General features: G+C 37.8%; 15 protein-coding genes. All 15 read left to right on the top strand.

Features of this window, described 5'->3' with window-relative positions; all coding sequences use genetic code 11:
* Positions 1–41 precede the first annotated feature (41 nt).
* The 15 genes from J9537_RS08115 (at position 42) to J9537_RS08045 (ending at position 14906) form a co-directional block, all read left to right on the top strand.
* Positions 42–905, top strand: coding sequence for an Rgg/GadR/MutR family transcriptional regulator (locus J9537_RS08115; protein WP_218255598.1), 864 nt, complete (start codon positions 42–44; stop codon positions 903–905).
* Between the two features lie 82 nt (positions 906–987).
* On the top strand, positions 988–1257 hold the full coding sequence (locus J9537_RS08110) for a UPF0223 family protein (RefSeq protein WP_218255597.1): 270 nt from the start codon (positions 988–990) through the stop codon (positions 1255–1257).
* Between the two features lie 62 nt (positions 1258–1319).
* On the top strand, positions 1320–2084 hold the full coding sequence (locus tag J9537_RS08105) for an inositol monophosphatase family protein (RefSeq protein WP_218255596.1): 765 nt from the start codon (positions 1320–1322) through the stop codon (positions 2082–2084).
* A gap of 111 nt (positions 2085–2195) precedes the next feature.
* Positions 2196–4037 carry a translational GTPase TypA gene (gene typA, locus J9537_RS08100; RefSeq protein ID WP_218255595.1) on the top strand — a complete coding sequence of 614 codons (1842 nt, stop codon included), beginning with the start codon at positions 2196–2198 and terminating at the stop codon, positions 4035–4037.
* Positions 4038–4304: 267 nt separating this feature from the next.
* Positions 4305–4691 carry a hypothetical protein gene (locus J9537_RS08095; protein ID WP_376713206.1) on the top strand — a complete coding sequence of 129 codons (387 nt, stop codon included), beginning with the start codon at positions 4305–4307 and terminating at the stop codon, positions 4689–4691.
* Positions 4692–4739: 48 nt separating this feature from the next.
* Positions 4740–5366, top strand: coding sequence for a DUF2922 domain-containing protein (locus J9537_RS08090; RefSeq protein WP_218255594.1), 627 nt, complete (start codon positions 4740–4742; stop codon positions 5364–5366).
* A 467-nt stretch (positions 5367–5833) separates the two neighbouring features.
* Positions 5834–6136: an Fpa/YlaN family protein gene (locus tag J9537_RS08085; protein ID WP_010744919.1), complete on the top strand. Its 303-nt coding sequence runs from the start codon at positions 5834–5836 to the stop codon at positions 6134–6136.
* A gap of 3 nt (positions 6137–6139) precedes the next feature.
* Positions 6140–7330: an FtsW/RodA/SpoVE family cell cycle protein gene (locus J9537_RS08080; RefSeq protein ID WP_218255593.1), complete on the top strand. Its 1191-nt coding sequence runs from the start codon at positions 6140–6142 to the stop codon at positions 7328–7330.
* A 5-nt stretch (positions 7331–7335) separates the two neighbouring features.
* Positions 7336–10758 carry a pyruvate carboxylase gene (locus J9537_RS08075; protein ID WP_218255592.1) on the top strand — a complete coding sequence of 1141 codons (3423 nt, stop codon included), beginning with the start codon at positions 7336–7338 and terminating at the stop codon, positions 10756–10758.
* Between the two features lie 37 nt (positions 10759–10795).
* The gene (locus J9537_RS08070) at positions 10796–11902 is read left to right on the top strand and encodes a CAP-associated domain-containing protein (protein ID WP_218255591.1); all 1107 of its coding nucleotides are present in this window, start codon (positions 10796–10798) and stop codon (positions 11900–11902) included.
* 1 nt (position 11903) lies between these two features.
* Positions 11904–12329, top strand: a complete 426-nt coding sequence (locus J9537_RS08065; RefSeq protein ID WP_218255590.1) for a YlbF/YmcA family competence regulator — start codon at positions 11904–11906, stop codon at positions 12327–12329.
* Positions 12316–12663, top strand: coding sequence for a YlbG family protein (locus J9537_RS08060; RefSeq protein ID WP_028020682.1), 348 nt, complete (start codon positions 12316–12318; stop codon positions 12661–12663). The genes J9537_RS08065 and J9537_RS08060 overlap by 14 nt, the downstream gene beginning before the upstream one ends.
* Positions 12664–12822: 159 nt before the next feature.
* Entirely contained in the window at positions 12823–13377 is a 555-nt protein-coding gene (gene rsmD / locus J9537_RS08055) for a 16S rRNA (guanine(966)-N(2))-methyltransferase RsmD (RefSeq protein ID WP_218255589.1), read from the top strand.
* Position 13378: 1 nt separating this feature from the next.
* The gene (gene coaD, locus J9537_RS08050; RefSeq protein WP_010744912.1) at positions 13379–13873 is read left to right on the top strand and encodes a pantetheine-phosphate adenylyltransferase; all 495 of its coding nucleotides are present in this window, start codon (positions 13379–13381) and stop codon (positions 13871–13873) included.
* Positions 13863–14906 (top strand): SepM family pheromone-processing serine protease, encoded by a 1044-nt coding sequence (locus J9537_RS08045; RefSeq protein WP_218257349.1) that lies wholly within the window; start codon positions 13863–13865, stop codon positions 14904–14906. Before coaD ends, J9537_RS08045 begins: the two co-directional genes overlap by 11 nt.
* The last annotated feature ends 62 nt before the right edge of the window (positions 14907–14968 follow it).

Here is a 14968-nt window from a genome sequence, read left to right as displayed (position 1 = left end):
TATCTGAAAAGAGTATATGAAGATATCAGGAGTTGAAAACAATGACAGGAAAATTTTTCCAAGAAATTCGCGAGAAGAAAAATCGAACCATAACGAATGTTTCAGAAGGAATTGTGTCTCCTCAATTTTTAAGAAAATATGAACGGGAAAATGGCGATATTCGTTTTTCAAACTTGGTACAATTGTTAAATAGATTAAACACGACAGTTGACGAATTTGCTTTTGAAATTGAGGGAAGTTTAGATGCTTGGTTATATGAAATTGAAGAAGAAATTGATCAAGCCTATCATGCTGGAAACTCATTCTCGTTAAAAAAATTTGTTGAGAAACAGGAAGCCTTTTATAAAGAGACTAAAGAGGATAGATTTCTATTTGCAGCAATTATTGGTCAGAGATTCTATAATTATATTTTTTTACCTAGTTATACAGTCAATGTATCTCCAATAGCGAATTACTTAAGAGAAACTGAAACTTGGGGTAAATTTGAGTCTTTCTTGGTCACCTATAACGGAGATTTATTTAGTCCAGAAGAGGCTTTTTATTATGCTAATCGCTTAGTTAATCAGCAAGATGGGAATTACGAAATACGAAAATGGCGTTGTGATGCTGTCTTGCATTTAGCACGGTTTCTTGTTGAAGAAAATCAATTAATTTCTGCAGAGAAAATTTTAGTAGAGTATCTCAGCTATTTAACGCCCAATCGTGATTTGAAATATATTCACTATGATTTGTATGCAAAGTTCCTTTATGGTTTGCTTTTAGTAAAAAAGCATGATTCAAAAGGACAGGATCAATGTGAACGAATCATCGATATTTTTGTGAATGTTTGTGGCTATACAAATTATGGCAACCGTTTGAATATTCTCTATCTGTCAACTTTAGCAGAGTCTGAGCAAACCAACTAAATATAGTAGACGAACAGGATGGTCCATAAGCAAAAGTTTCGATGATTCTATGGTAAACTAATTTGGAATGGAGTGTGGATCAATGGCAAATTATAGTTATCCAATTGATGAAGATTGGACACATGAAGAAATCGTGATTGTTATCAACTTTCTGAATTTAGTAGAAGAAGCGAACGAAAGCGGTATTGATAAAGAAGTCTTTTTAGAAGGCTATAAAAAATTCAAAACAGTTGTTAAAAGTATCGGAGAAGAAAAACGAATAGGTCGTGATTTTCAAGAGGTTAGCGATTATTCTATTTATCGAACATTACAAAAAGCAAAAGCAACAACGACAAAACGCTTTAAAATGTAATATTTTCTATTTAATACTTATTCATGGTGGCAATCAAAACTTAGCTAGGAGAGATTATCAAGATGGAAAAAGAAATTATTAGTTGGATTTATGAGGCGGCTGAAAAAATTAAATCAGGATTAGGTGACGCACTAAAAGTAGACCAAAAAAATGGACGAACCGATTTAGTGACAAATGTTGATAAAGAGGTCCAAGATTTTATTGTTGAAAAAATTAATGCCTATGATCCACAGGCTCTGATTTTAGGAGAAGAAAACGGACAGGATCAGACACCAATCGATAAAGGACGTGTTTTTGTCATTGATCCAATTGACGGAACACTAAATTTTGTCATGCAGCGAGAAAATTTTTGTATCATGATTGCTGTCTACGAAGAGGGAAAGGGACAATTAGGATTTATTTATGATGTGATGCGAGATGAACTTTTTTGGGGTGGACCAAAAGTTGGGAAAGTCTTCTTTAATCAAGAAGAAATTTCAGCACCTGAAAATCAGTCGTTAAGAGAAGGGTTAATTGGTATGAATGCCGCGCTGTACCGTAAAAATAGTTACCATGCGCAAGAAATTGGACAAGCGTCTATGGGGATTCGTGTTTTAGGGTGCGCCGGGTTAGACTTCATCGCAATAATAAAGGGAACTCAAATTGGTTATGTCAGTATGTTAAGTCCGTGGGACTATGCAGCGGGGACGATTATGATGGAGCAGTTAGGAATGAGCTTTACAGGAAAAAATCAGCAGCCCTTAAGCTTCCAAGGTCGGGAGTTTTTTATTGGTGCAACTCAGGCCGCGATGGCTGAAATCCAAGCGTTTGATGAAGACAATCGTTAAGAAAATACTTTTTCTGAAAAAATGAAAATGTTTTACTAACACTCTTAATGATTTTCTGTTATAATTGTCAATCGAGTGAGTCTCGCGTTACAAGAAAAGGAGCAATTAAAATTGAATTACAGAGAAGATATCCGCAACGTGGCCATTATTGCCCACGTCGACCATGGTAAAACAACACTAGTTGATGAAATGCTTAAACAATCTGATACCCTTGACAGCCACGTTAGTCTACAAGAACGTGCAATGGATTCAAATGCATTAGAAAAAGAACGTGGAATCACGATCTTGGCGAAAAATACTGCTGTAAACTATAAAGACTACAAGATCAACATCATGGACACACCAGGACACGCCGATTTCGGTGGTGAAGTGGAACGTATCATGAAAATGGTTGATGGCGTACTATTAGTTGTAGATGCTTATGAAGGTACGATGCCGCAAACACGTTTCGTATTGAAAAAAGCATTGGAGCAACATTTAACACCAATCGTTGTTGTAAATAAAATTGACAAACCTTCTGCTCGTCCAGAAGAAGTTGTAGATGAAGTATTAGAATTATTTATCGAATTAGGTGCAGATGATGATCAATTAGATTTCCCAGTTATTTACGCTTCAGCGATTAACGGAACATCTAGTTTATCTGATGATCCTGCAGAACAAGAACCGACAATGGCTCCTGTTTTTGATACGATCGTTGAAAAAATTCCTGCTCCTGTTGATAATAGTGATGAGCCATTGCAATTCCAAGTTTCATTGTTGGATTACAATGACTACGTAGGCCGTATTGGTATCGGACGTATCTTCCGTGGAAAGATGAAAGTCGGCGACCAAGTTTCTGTTATGAAGCTTGATGGTTCAATTAAGAATTTCCGTGTTACAAAAATCTTTGGTTTCTTTGGCTTGCAGCGTTTAGAAGTTCAAGAAGCAAAAGCAGGAGATTTGATTGCTGTTTCTGGTATGGAGGACATTTTCGTTGGAGAAACAGTGACGCCTGTTGACCATCAAGAAGCATTACCAATTCTGCATATTGATGAACCAACTTTGCAAATGACTTTCTTAGTGAATAATTCACCATTTGCTGGTCGCGAGGGTAAATATGTGACTGCTCGTAAAATCGAGGAACGCTTAATGTCAGAATTGCATACAGACGTTTCACTTCGCGTTGAAAATACCGATTCACCAGATGCATGGACTGTTTCAGGGCGTGGGGAATTGCACTTATCAATCTTGATCGAAAATATGCGTCGTGAAGGATATGAATTACAAGTTTCTCGTCCAGAAGTTATCGAAAGAATCGTAGATGGTGTGAAATGTGAACCGTTTGAACGTGTACAAATCGATACTCCAGAAGAATATATGGGGAGTGTAATTGAAGCATTAGGGCAACGTAAAGCTGAAATGCAAGATATGATCCATTCAGGAAACGGTCAAGTCCGTTTGGTCTTCTTGGCACCAGCTCGTGGTTTGATTGGATTCACTACTGAATTCTTATCAATGACGCGTGGGTATGGTATTATGAACCACACATTTGACCAATACCTACCATTGATCCAAGGAGTGATTGGTGGACGTCGTAATGGTGCGTTAGTTTCTGTTGATAATGGAAAAGCTACAATGTACTCTATTATGAGTGTTGAAGAACGTGGAACAGTTTTTGTCGAACCAACGACAGAAGTATATGAGGGTATGATTGTTGGTGAAAACAGCCGTGATAAAGACTTAGGTGTTAACATTACAAAAGCCAAACAAATGACTAACGTTCGTTCCGCTACAAAAGACCAAACATCGGTTATCAAAAAACCACGAATTTTAACCTTGGAAGAGTCGTTAGAGTTCTTGAATGATGATGAATACTGTGAAATTACACCAGAATCGATTCGTTTACGTAAACAGATTTTAAATAAATCAGAACGTGAAAAAGCAGCGAAGAAACGCAAACTTGCTGTAGAATAATCTTACTATCGAGGATCGCACATTATGTGCGGTCTTTTTTGTTTTATTGATTAAGTAAGAATTATTTTATACTAAGAAGTTCCTTGATATCACTTGTTTTAAATAAGGTTGATTCTTATCTGTTAATTATTTTAAAAAAACTGGTATGACGTTTTGTGAGAAATAGTTTATGTTAATTTTGTGAAGTGTAGGGAAACGTTTTAGCTGGTGCGAAGAGTTGATTGTGGTGTTTAAATGAAAGATATGGATGAAATAAGGAGATAACGCATGATAGAGAAACATGGATTAAAAAGGGAGCAGCTTTTTTCATTAAAGCGCAGGACTTTAGAAAAAAGAATCAAGCACTTTTATAAAGATACGAAAGATGGAAATAGCGCGATCCAACTATTGGTAGCGCTTCAAGTGAGAGAAGAGTTGTGTGAAGAGGATTTTTCTTTTATGCTCGCTGATATGGTTCACTTTATCTTTTTACGAACTAGGTCCAATGCGACATTGCGCCGCTATTACATCTTTTTTACCGAATATTTTGAAAAAAGAGAATGGCGCTTATTGTTAATAAAGCTATTCCCTGCCAAAACATATATTGTTGACAAGCTTAAAAAAATATATACGCAGTTTATCGAACAGCCATTAGCTGGATTAGTTGGTTCATGACGATAAATCAAGAGGAAGAGAAAAATTAAAGTAGAAAGGAAAGAATGAATGTATACATTAGATGCTGAATTTGAGAACACGAACGGCAAGAGTCAACATCTACGCTTAAAAGGATTTGACCCAAGTAAAACAGCCGAAGAAATCAGAGCCTCTTTAGAAAAATTAACAAAGCTAAGTCTCTTTGAAAAAGATGGTATAGGCTTATTTGATAAAGTTTTACATGCAAAGATGATTGAAAAACGGGAAACACCGATCTTCGATCAAAAAGACCTTGAAGTATCAAAAACAGCTGATGCTAAAATCCAACAAACAGAAGCATTGCCGCAGGTGTCAGAAATTGAACAGAAACTAGCGGATATCTGCATTCCCGAAGACTTAGTAATTACGGAAGCAAAACCACAAGCAGATGTTCTAGTACAAGCAATTGAATTCCCTCGCGGCGTTGATCCAAGGGAGCTGACTGAAAGTCAAGCACTGGTGATAATCTCCGCTTGTATACCTGCTGGAGCTGCGTTGGAGGATATTCGTATCGATGACAGCACAAATCCTCCGCAACTTGTGTTAGTTGAAAGGATTACAGAGGAAAAGGCGAATGAGGAGCTCTTTCAAAAACCGTCTGAACGACCTAAAAAAAGACGAAAGCGTCTACTAGATCGTATTCGCAAACGAGAATAACTCATGGTAATTGCTTAATATAAAAATCCAACGGTGGTATATGGTAGATTCATAGTAAGCTGATCTTTATTAATTGAATAGTTGATTTTTTGCCTACTAAATTAGTAGGCTATTTGTCGTGCTTAGGATTAAAAAAATGTTCAGTGAATAAGTCGCGGTAAGGAACGAGTGTCATCGCTTCGATCAAAATCTAATCAACGTATTGTTAAACTGTAGAATTGGAAATTATAAAAAACTGTTATGTTTCATATGAAAGCTTTGTTTCACAGGGAGGGTTGCAAAAAGAATTGATTTTTCGCGCTTTCATATAAAGTTTCTGGGTTGTAATCTCTTTGTAATATTCTACAGGCTGTGTAAAAGTCAAAATCCGAACAAAGAGTTTAGAAAAAGCTTAGTCTCACGTATTTTTTCCCTTTTTAATTTTTTTCTATGTTATAATGTTGAAATCAAGATAGGAGGGAAGCAGAATGGAAAATATTTCTTCTGATTTTGCCATTAAAGTGTTGCAAGAAGATGCTGATCGAATCAAACTTTTGATTCGCAATCAAACGAATAGTTTGTGTATCTCTCAATGTAAAGCTTTTGAAGAAGTCGTTGATACACAAATGTATGGCTTCTCACGTCAAGTATTCTTTGCTGAAAAGGTAGGTATCTTGAAGCGCGGAGAAGGGCAGCAAATGCTTAGTGAACTGGAAGCAGAGTTAAATCGTTTATATACGGAATTGTACGAAACTCGTCAGGATCTGACGGATGCCGGCTGGGAGGCTTAACCCTTGCCAACGAAGATAAAGAAACGACATTTTTTAGATTATAGTATTTTGATTCCTTATTTGATTTTGACTGTGATCGGATTGATTTTTGTTTACAGTTCAACTTCCTATTTGCTGATTACAAATGATGTGAACCCAACAAGCCTGGTGATGAACCAAGGAATTTTTTGGGTTTTAAGTTTAATTATGATCAGTTTGATGTACAAGATGAAAACAGATGTATTGAAAAGTCAGCAGCTAATTATTATTGCGACTTATTTCATATTCATCTTGTTGATTGTTGTCTTTTTTATTGGTGATGAAGTGAATGGCGCTAAAGGTTGGATTCGGATCGGATCATTTAGTATGCAGCCGGCTGAGTATTTGAAAATTATGGTCGTTTGGTATTTGTCTTATATCTTGTCGAAGCGTCAAGATACGATTCAAGAAAATTTCGTGACAGATATGAAACGTCCACTAATGCTGGTTTTTGCAATGATTTTTTTAGTAGCCGTTCAACCAGATATGGGAAATGCCGCTATTATCACATTGCTTGCGTTGATCTTGCTTCTGGCTAGCGGAGTTAACTGGGTTTATAGTTTGATTGTTGGTGGTGTAGGAATTGTTGGAAGTTTTCTTGTTATTGAATTTTTAACGCATTTTGGTGAAGCAATTTTTCCAGGGAAGCTCCAATATATTGTCAGTCGATTTGAGAGTTTTAAAAACCCCTTCAAATATGAGCTAGATCAAGGACATCAAATGGTCAACGGTTATTACGCTATGTTTAATGGTGGCTGGTTTGGCCGTGGACTGGGAAATAGTATTGAGAAAAAAGGTTTTTTAAGTGAAGCTCATACGGACTTCATCTTTTCTATAGTAATAGAAGAAGTTGGTTTGATCGGCGCTTTAATTATATTAGCAATTTTAATTTTTATGATCGCACGAATTTACTTGGTTGGGATTCGTTCGAAAAAACCTTTCAATTCGCTGATTTGTATCGGTATTGGAAGTTTGTTGTTATTACAAGTTTTTATTAATCTTGGTGGTATTTTAGGAATTATTCCATTGACTGGGATCACGTTCCCATTCTTGAGTCAAGGAGGAAACAGCTTACTTGTATTGTCAGTGGGCGTAGCTTTTGCATTAAATATTAGTGCGGATGAAAAACGGACAAAACTCGCAATCGAGTATGAATACTTAAAAAGTCAGGAGTGAAGTGCATGAAAAAGGTATTGGTAGCAAATAGAGGAGAAATTGCAACGCGGGTGTTTCGTGCGTGTAGTGAGTTAAACATTAAAACGGTGGCGATCTTTGCTGAAGAGGATCAGTATTCCGTTCACCGCTTCAAATCAGATGAGGCATATTTAGTCGGAAAAGGGAAGAAACCGATTGATGCTTACTTGGATATTGAAGATATTATTCGGGTGGCGAAAGAAGCAAAAGTGGATGCGATTCATCCAGGTTACGGCTTCCTCTCTGAAAACCTTGAGTTCGCGAAGCGCTGTCGGGAAGAGGGACTAATTTTTGTTGGGCCCGAGTTGCACCATTTAGATATTTTCGGCGATAAAATCAAAGCAAAGACTGCCGCGTTAGAAGCAGGAATTCCGTCAATTCCAGGTTCTGATGGTCCGGTCGACACAGTTGAAGGTGTTTTAGAATTTGCTGAATCACACGGTTATCCAATCATGATCAAAGCCGCTTTAGGCGGTGGGGGTCGTGGAATGCGGGTAGCACATGATGAAAAAGAAGCACGTGAAGGGTATGATCGTGCCAAAAGTGAAGCGAAAGCGGCTTTCGGTAACGATGAAATCTACGTCGAAAAATATGTTGCCAATCCTAAGCATATTGAAGTACAAATTTTAGGTGACACAAAGGGAAATGTTCTTCATTTATTCGAACGTGATTGTTCTGTTCAACGAAGACATCAAAAAGTTGTTGAAGTCGCACCGTGTATTTCATTAACTGATGAACAACGAGAAATAATCTGTCAAGCGGCCGTTCAATTAATGAAACACGTGGGCTATGTAAATGCTGGTACCGTCGAATTCTTAGTTGAAGGTGATAATTTTTATTTCATCGAGGTAAATCCTCGTGTCCAGGTTGAGCACACAATTACTGAATTAATCACTGGAGTGGATATTGTTACTTCGCAATTACTAATCGCTCAAGGAAAAGACCTGCACAAAGAGATTGGTTTACCAGAACAAAAAGACATCCAAATGTCAGGTGCGGCAATCCAATGCCGAGTAACCACGGAAGATCCATTAAATGGCTTCATGCCTGATACTGGGAAAATTGATACTTACCGTTCACCAGGTGGTTTTGGTGTACGTCTGGATGTAGGAAATGCTTACGCAGGAGCAACTGTAACACCATACTTTGATTCTTTATTAGTAAAAGTATGTACCCATGCATTGAATTTTGATCAAGCCATTGAAAAAATGCAACGTTGCTTGATTGAGTTCCGAATTCGTGGAGTGAAAACCAATATTCCGTTTATGCACAATGTCATCAGTCATCCTGTGTTCCAAAGCGGAGATGCGAAAACGACGTTTATTGATAATACACCTGAATTATTTGAGTTTCCGCGTGTTCGCGACCGTGGAAATAAAACAATGCGCTATATTTCAGAAATCACAGTGAATGGTTTTCCAGGAATTGAAAAACAAGAAAAACGCTATTTTGAAACACCTCGAACACCAAAAATTGAGAAAAAAGAAATGGTTACTGCTAAGAATGTTTTAGACAAAGAAGGACCAGAGGCGGTAGCTAATTGGGTTAAAAAACAAGACTCTGTGTTGCTTACTGATACGACCTTCCGTGATGCCCATCAAAGTTTACTTGCAACGCGTGTCAGAACACATGATTTATTAAATGTTGCTCAAGCTACGGGTGAAGGAATTCCTGAATTGTTCTCAAGTGAAATGTGGGGGGGAGCGACCTTTGATGTAGCTTACCGCTTCTTAACAGAAGATCCTTGGAAACGTTTGAAATTATTACGTAAAGCAATGCCAAACACGTTATTGCAAATGCTGTTTCGTGGATCAAATGCAGTAGGGTACTCAAATTATCCAGATAATGTTTTGGAAGAATTCATTAAAGAAGCGGCATATCATGGAATCGATGTTTTCCGTATTTTTGACAGCTTGAATTGGATTCCTCAAATGGAAAAAAGTATTCAGTACGTACGTGATGCTGGAAAAATTGCTGAGGGAACGATTTGCTACACAGGAGATATTTTAGATCCAAGCCGCACAAAATATAATGTTCAATACTATAAAGATATGGCTAAAGAATTGGAAGCAATCGGTGCACATATGATTGCGATCAAGGACATGGCCGGATTGTTAAAACCTCAGGCAGCTTTCCGTTTAATTAGTGAACTGAAAGAAACAACCGATTTGCCGATTCATTTGCATACTCATGATACTGCTGGAAACGGAATTATTACATTGTCTGCCGCTGTTAAAGCTGGGGTAGATATCGTAGACGTTGCTACAAGTGCGATGAGTGGGGCAACGAGTCAGCCAAGTATGAGCAGTTTATATTATGCGCTTCAATATGGAGAGCGTACACCGGATCTGAATCTGAAGAATGTTCGTCAATTGAATCATTATTGGGAAGATGTTCGCCCATACTATTCAAGCTTTGAAAATGGAATTATGGCCGCTCAGACAGAGGTATATAACCACGAAATGCCTGGTGGACAATATTCGAATCTGCAGCAACAAGCTAAAGCTGTGGGTCTAGGTGATAAATGGGATGAAATCAAAGAAATGTATCAAACCGTTAATATGATGTTTGGTGACATTGTAAAAGTAACACCGTCTTCTAAAGTTGTTGGTGATATGGCTTTATTCATGGTACAAAATGAATTGACAGAGCAAGATATTTACGATCGTGGGGATGAGTTAAGTTATCCCGATTCAGTAGTCAGCTTCTTCCAAGGCGAGCTAGGACAGCCAGTTGGCGGATTCCCCGAGAAATTACAGCAGATCATTTTACAAGGACGTCCAGCGATGCAGGAACGTCCAGGTAAGTTTGCTGAACCAGTAAAATTTGATAAAGTGAAAAAAGAGTTACAAGAATTGATCGGCTTTGAACCTAGTAAAACGGATGTATTAAGCTACTTAATGTATCCACAAGTTTTCTTAGACTATCAAAAATCCTATGGACAGTTTGCGGACGTTACTTTGTTAGATACACCAACCTTCTTTAGTGGTATGCGATTAGGGGAAACAATTACCGTTCAAATCGAAAAGGGAAAAACTTTGATTATTCGCTTAGATGAAATCGGTGAAGCGGATGTTGAAGGAAACCGAACATTGTTCTTTAACTTGAATGGTCAACGTCGTGAAATACTTGTTAAGGATGCGTCAATCAAGAGTGCTGTCCAAACGAAACGTAAAGTAGAGCCGACAAATCGTGAACAGATTGGTGCGACAATGACAGGTTCAGTATTGAAAGTTCTTGTTGAGAAGGGCGATCATGTTGAAAAGGGACAGCCGTTATTGATTACAGAAGCGATGAAAATGGAAACCTCCATTGATGCTCGTTTCGCAGGAAAAGTCTCACACCTATATGTGGAGGAAGGGGAAAGTATTACCTCTGGAGATTTATTAATTGAAGTGAAAGAAAAATAGTTTGATTTTGTCTAGTATGAGTTAGGAGCGTTGTTGCGTGAAAAGAGTGATTGGTTTTCTTAGTATTCTGTTTTTCGTTATGATCGGCTACTATTTGCAGCCTGTCCTCTTTCCGCCTACGCAAAAAAAGATCCCTGCCGCACCTACGAATCAAGTTGTCCGACACAAGGCGTTAAAGCATCAAACGATTAAGGCTGAGGGGTATGCAAACTACATTTCAGAGCCCATCGAAACTTTTGAAGAGGAATTTGGGCGACCTATCAAGATAGAAGACAGTGGCTTCTTTTTTCAAACGCGAGAGTATCCCCTAGATCAAGGGATTCTGGAAGTGAATGTAGAGTCTGGGCAGGTTAGTACAATCAAAGTGATGGCAAAGAAGGCTGATGTCAAACCGTTCAAACTTGGAATGAGTAGCAGTCGACTGTCAGATCAGATCAATCTATCTGCGGATTTTGCATTAAGTTATGACGAAGAACCTGTGCAGATTGAATTGAGCGAAAACGATATGCGTTTTCGACCATTGATTGCTTTTGACAACAATACATTTGCAATGCTATTTTTCAATGGAGATAATGAAAAATTGATAGGAGCCGTTTATTTAGACATTGAAAATCTTTTACGCTTAATGCCCTATCAGATTAACAGTGGAAATCCTTTAGCGAATCGTGTTCAAGAAAGCAATCTTGATTGGACCCTTTTAAACCAGCAGAAGCAAGAACGTACAATCAATGCTATGAATGTTTATCGAACGCTACGCAAACTGGAAAAGCTGCCAACTGCTGACGGTTCGATGACTAACAGTAAAAAACTTTTAAAAAGTTTTTTAACTACACCTAAAAAGGTGCTGGAAACAGATCGTTTAGAGAAGTGGCAAACAGATCAGGGTGCTCATTTAAGCAATTTGTCTTTTGAATTAACACCAACCGAATTTAAAGATTTGGCAAAAAATGCCAAACTCGACTATGAAGATGGTTTTTTCTATTCGCCAATGATAGATCCGTTGTTTAATCTTTTGGATTGGATTAGCCATGAACATTTGACTGAAATAATGACGACCTCCGATTCAGAGCTAGGCGTTGCAATTAATCAAGAAAGTGTGCTAGTCTTGTTACAAGAACCAGAAAAAACAAAGGATAGTGAATAGGTTGATCATTAATGATGCTTTTTTTCAGCTAGAGGATCAGAATCAACGATTGATTCAAGAAATTTTAGCAAGTCGATGCTATAAAAACTATCTGCAAGCAAAGAGACAGATGAACGAATGCTCAGAGGTAGCACAGCTAAAAAAAACGTTTCAAGCAGAAAAGGATAAATATGAACAAATCGCTGCTTACGGCGAGTATGCACCAAATTATCGCCAACAGCAACGAAACGTTCGTTTAAGCAAGCGAGCTCTTGATCTGAATGAGAAAGTCGCCGCTTATCGCCTTGCTGAGACTGATTTTCAGCAACTTTTAGATGAAATCGGCATTTGTTTGGCAAAAACCATCTCATCAGAAATCAAAGTCAATGCGGGAAATCCTTTTTTTGAAACTGGAAATCCTAGTTGTAAGGGGAATTGTCATGGATAACATAGAATTTGTAATGCAGAAAAGACGAGGAATCATTGTTTGGGTATATTCTTTAAAGCAATTAAAAACCTTAAAACGATTTGGTTTGATTCATTTTGTCTCAAGAAAAATGAAATACGTCGTTTTGTATGTGAATGAAGAGGTCGTTGATGAAACAGAAGATAAGCTACAGGGCTTACATTTTGTACGTCAAGTTGAGCGGTCGTATCGACCAGATATTGAAATGAATTTTGCGGATCGAATTGGAACGAAGGCCGCTTATCAAGTTAAAGATGACGATGAGTTGGATGTCGTGGAAGCCAATACAAAGATTCGATTAGCTGAAACAGTCTAAGTAAGGTGAAAAATGTCTGATTTGTTCAAACATTTTTCATCTTTTTCTTTGATAATAAAGAGGTCAAATGAGCCTGAATGGACTTTGGATCATATCAAACAGAGATATCCTTAGCTGTGCATTTGACTGATGAATAGTAATGAGAGGGGCATGTAATTCATGCGAGTGGTTGCAGGTGAATTTGGTGGTCGTAAATTAAAAACTTTATCAGGAAATAATACACGACCTACGACGGATAAGGTAAAAGGTGCTATTTTTAATATGATCGGCCCGTATTTCGACGGAGGAAAAGCATTGGATCTATTTTCTGGTAGCGGCTCTCTAGGAATCGAGGCTGTTTCTCGTGGGATGGATCAAGCCGTTTTGGTAGAGAAAAACTTTCGCGCTATGGAGATCATTCGTGAAAATATTGCTGTGACGAAGAACGAATCAGCCTTTCAATTGATGAAAATGCCGGCAAATCAGGCAATTCAGCAGCTGATTGCGAATGAAGTGAAATTTGATTTAGTGCTATTGGATCCGCCTTATGCAAAACAAGAAATCGTGAAGCAGATCAATCTGTTGCTTGAGAATGACTTACTGACCAGAACATCAATCGTTGTATGTGAGACGGGGAAAGAAATCGTTCTGCCTGAAGCAATCGGCAATTTGAAAGAACGTAAACGTCAAGATTATGGGATTACTGCTGTAACGATTTACGATTGGGAGGATTAGGATGAAACGAATTGCGCTTTTCCCTGGTAGCTTTGATCCTTTGACTATGGGTCATCTTGATACAATTGAACGGGGAGCAAAATTATTTGACGAGTTAATCATTGGCGTTTTTGTGAATACAACGAAAAAAAGTTACTTCACGTCAGAAGAGAAGCTTGAGGTTGTGAAGGAGACCGTAGCACACATTCCTAATGTACGGGTGATTGGTCAGGAAAATGAGCTGACAGTTAATGTCGCAGAGAAGCTCGGAGCAAAATTTTTGCTGCGGGGCATTCGAAGTGTCAAAGATTATGAATATGAAAAAGAGATTGCTTATATGAATCATCATTTAGACCATAAATTAGAAACAGTTTTTTTGTTAGCAGAACCGAAATACAGTCATATTAGTTCTTCAATTTTGAAGGAAGTCTGGGCCTTTAACGGAGATATTAAAGAATATGTGCCTGATGCAGTCTATCGGGCGTTGGAAGAGAAGCGTGAAAATAGTGAAAAATAATAAACTCGTCAAACGATTATTACTTATATTTTTAGCATTAGCAGTGGTGGCTTGTGTGATTGTACCGATTCCTTATTACATCGAGGAGCCAGGAGAGACAATCAATTTAAAAGAGTTGATTACAGTCAATGATAAAAAGGATGAAAACAAAGGATCTTTTAGCTTAACCTCAGTTGGTATACGTCGAGCAACGGTTTTTACAGCTCTAAAAGCAAAAATTGAACCTTTTCATGAAATTATTTCTGCTGATGAACTGACTGGCGGTGCTAGTGATGATGAATATATGCAGATTCAAAAATTCAATATGGAAACGTCTCAAAATTTCGCAATTGAACAAGCTTTAAAATTAGCTAATAAACCTTATAAAATGGAGTACAAAGGGGTCTACGTACTAGGTGTAGAGAAAAATTCAAATTTTGCTGGAAAAATTAGTGTTGGTGATACGGTTACAAAAGCAGATGGAAAAACATTTACCAGCAGCGAAGATTTTATGAAGTACGTAAAATCCCAAAAAGTCGGTCAAAAAATGAAAGTGACCTATACACATGATGGCAAAACAAAAGAAGCTACCGAGAAGTTGATTAAATTACCAACAGATAAAAAGCCCGGGATTGGAATTACTTTAACTGATCACACGGAGATTGACTCGCAGGATAAAGTGAAGGTGGATGCTGGTGATATCGGTGGACCTTCTGCTGGCTTAATGTTTACACTAGAAATTTATGAACAGCTCGTTAACAAGGATCTGCGTCACGGTGAGAAGATCGCTGGGACTGGAACGATTAATTCTGAAGGAGAAGTCGGAAGAATTGGCGGGATTGATAAGAAGGTCGCTAGTGCAGCGGCGGATAAAAATAAGGTCTTTTTCGCTCCTGATGATGAGATTACAAAAGAAATGAAGGAAGCACAACCAGGTATTAAATCCAATTATGAAGAAGCCAAAGCAGCAGCTAAAAAGCTGGATACAGATATGAAGATCGTTCCAGTGAAGACAGTGAAGGATGCTTTAAAGTATTTGGAATCAATGAAATAGAAGTCATTAAGGATGTTAGATAATAAATCTAACATTCTTTTTTTTGAAAAAAATGAGGATCG

The organism is Enterococcus raffinosus (assembly GCF_019175485.1).
GTDB classification, from domain to species: domain Bacteria; phylum Bacillota; class Bacilli; order Lactobacillales; family Enterococcaceae; genus Enterococcus_A; species Enterococcus_A raffinosus.
The sequence above is the reverse complement of the archived record's forward strand: the minus strand, read 5'-3'. Positions and strand labels throughout refer to the sequence as shown.

What these genes read in the sequence shown, in the direction of transcription:
- J9537_RS08115 (WP_218255598.1), top strand. Translation starts at nt 42, where the DNA reads ATGACAGGAAAATTTTTCCAAGAAATTCGCGAGAAGAAAAATCGAACC.
- J9537_RS08110 (WP_218255597.1), top strand. Translation starts at nt 988, where the DNA reads ATGGCAAATTATAGTTATCCAATTGATGAAGATTGGACACATGAAGAA.
- J9537_RS08105 (WP_218255596.1), top strand. Translation starts at nt 1,320, where the DNA reads ATGGAAAAAGAAATTATTAGTTGGATTTATGAGGCGGCTGAAAAAATT.
- J9537_RS08095 (WP_376713206.1), top strand. Translation starts at nt 4,305, where the DNA reads ATGATAGAGAAACATGGATTAAAAAGGGAGCAGCTTTTTTCATTAAAG.
- J9537_RS08090 (WP_218255594.1), top strand. Translation starts at nt 4,740, where the DNA reads ATGTATACATTAGATGCTGAATTTGAGAACACGAACGGCAAGAGTCAA.
- J9537_RS08085 (WP_010744919.1), top strand. Translation starts at nt 5,834, where the DNA reads ATGGAAAATATTTCTTCTGATTTTGCCATTAAAGTGTTGCAAGAAGAT.
- J9537_RS08075 (WP_218255592.1), top strand. Translation starts at nt 7,336, where the DNA reads ATGAAAAAGGTATTGGTAGCAAATAGAGGAGAAATTGCAACGCGGGTG.
- rsmD (WP_218255589.1), top strand. Translation starts at nt 12,823, where the DNA reads ATGCGAGTGGTTGCAGGTGAATTTGGTGGTCGTAAATTAAAAACTTTA.
- coaD (WP_010744912.1), top strand. Translation starts at nt 13,379, where the DNA reads ATGAAACGAATTGCGCTTTTCCCTGGTAGCTTTGATCCTTTGACTATG.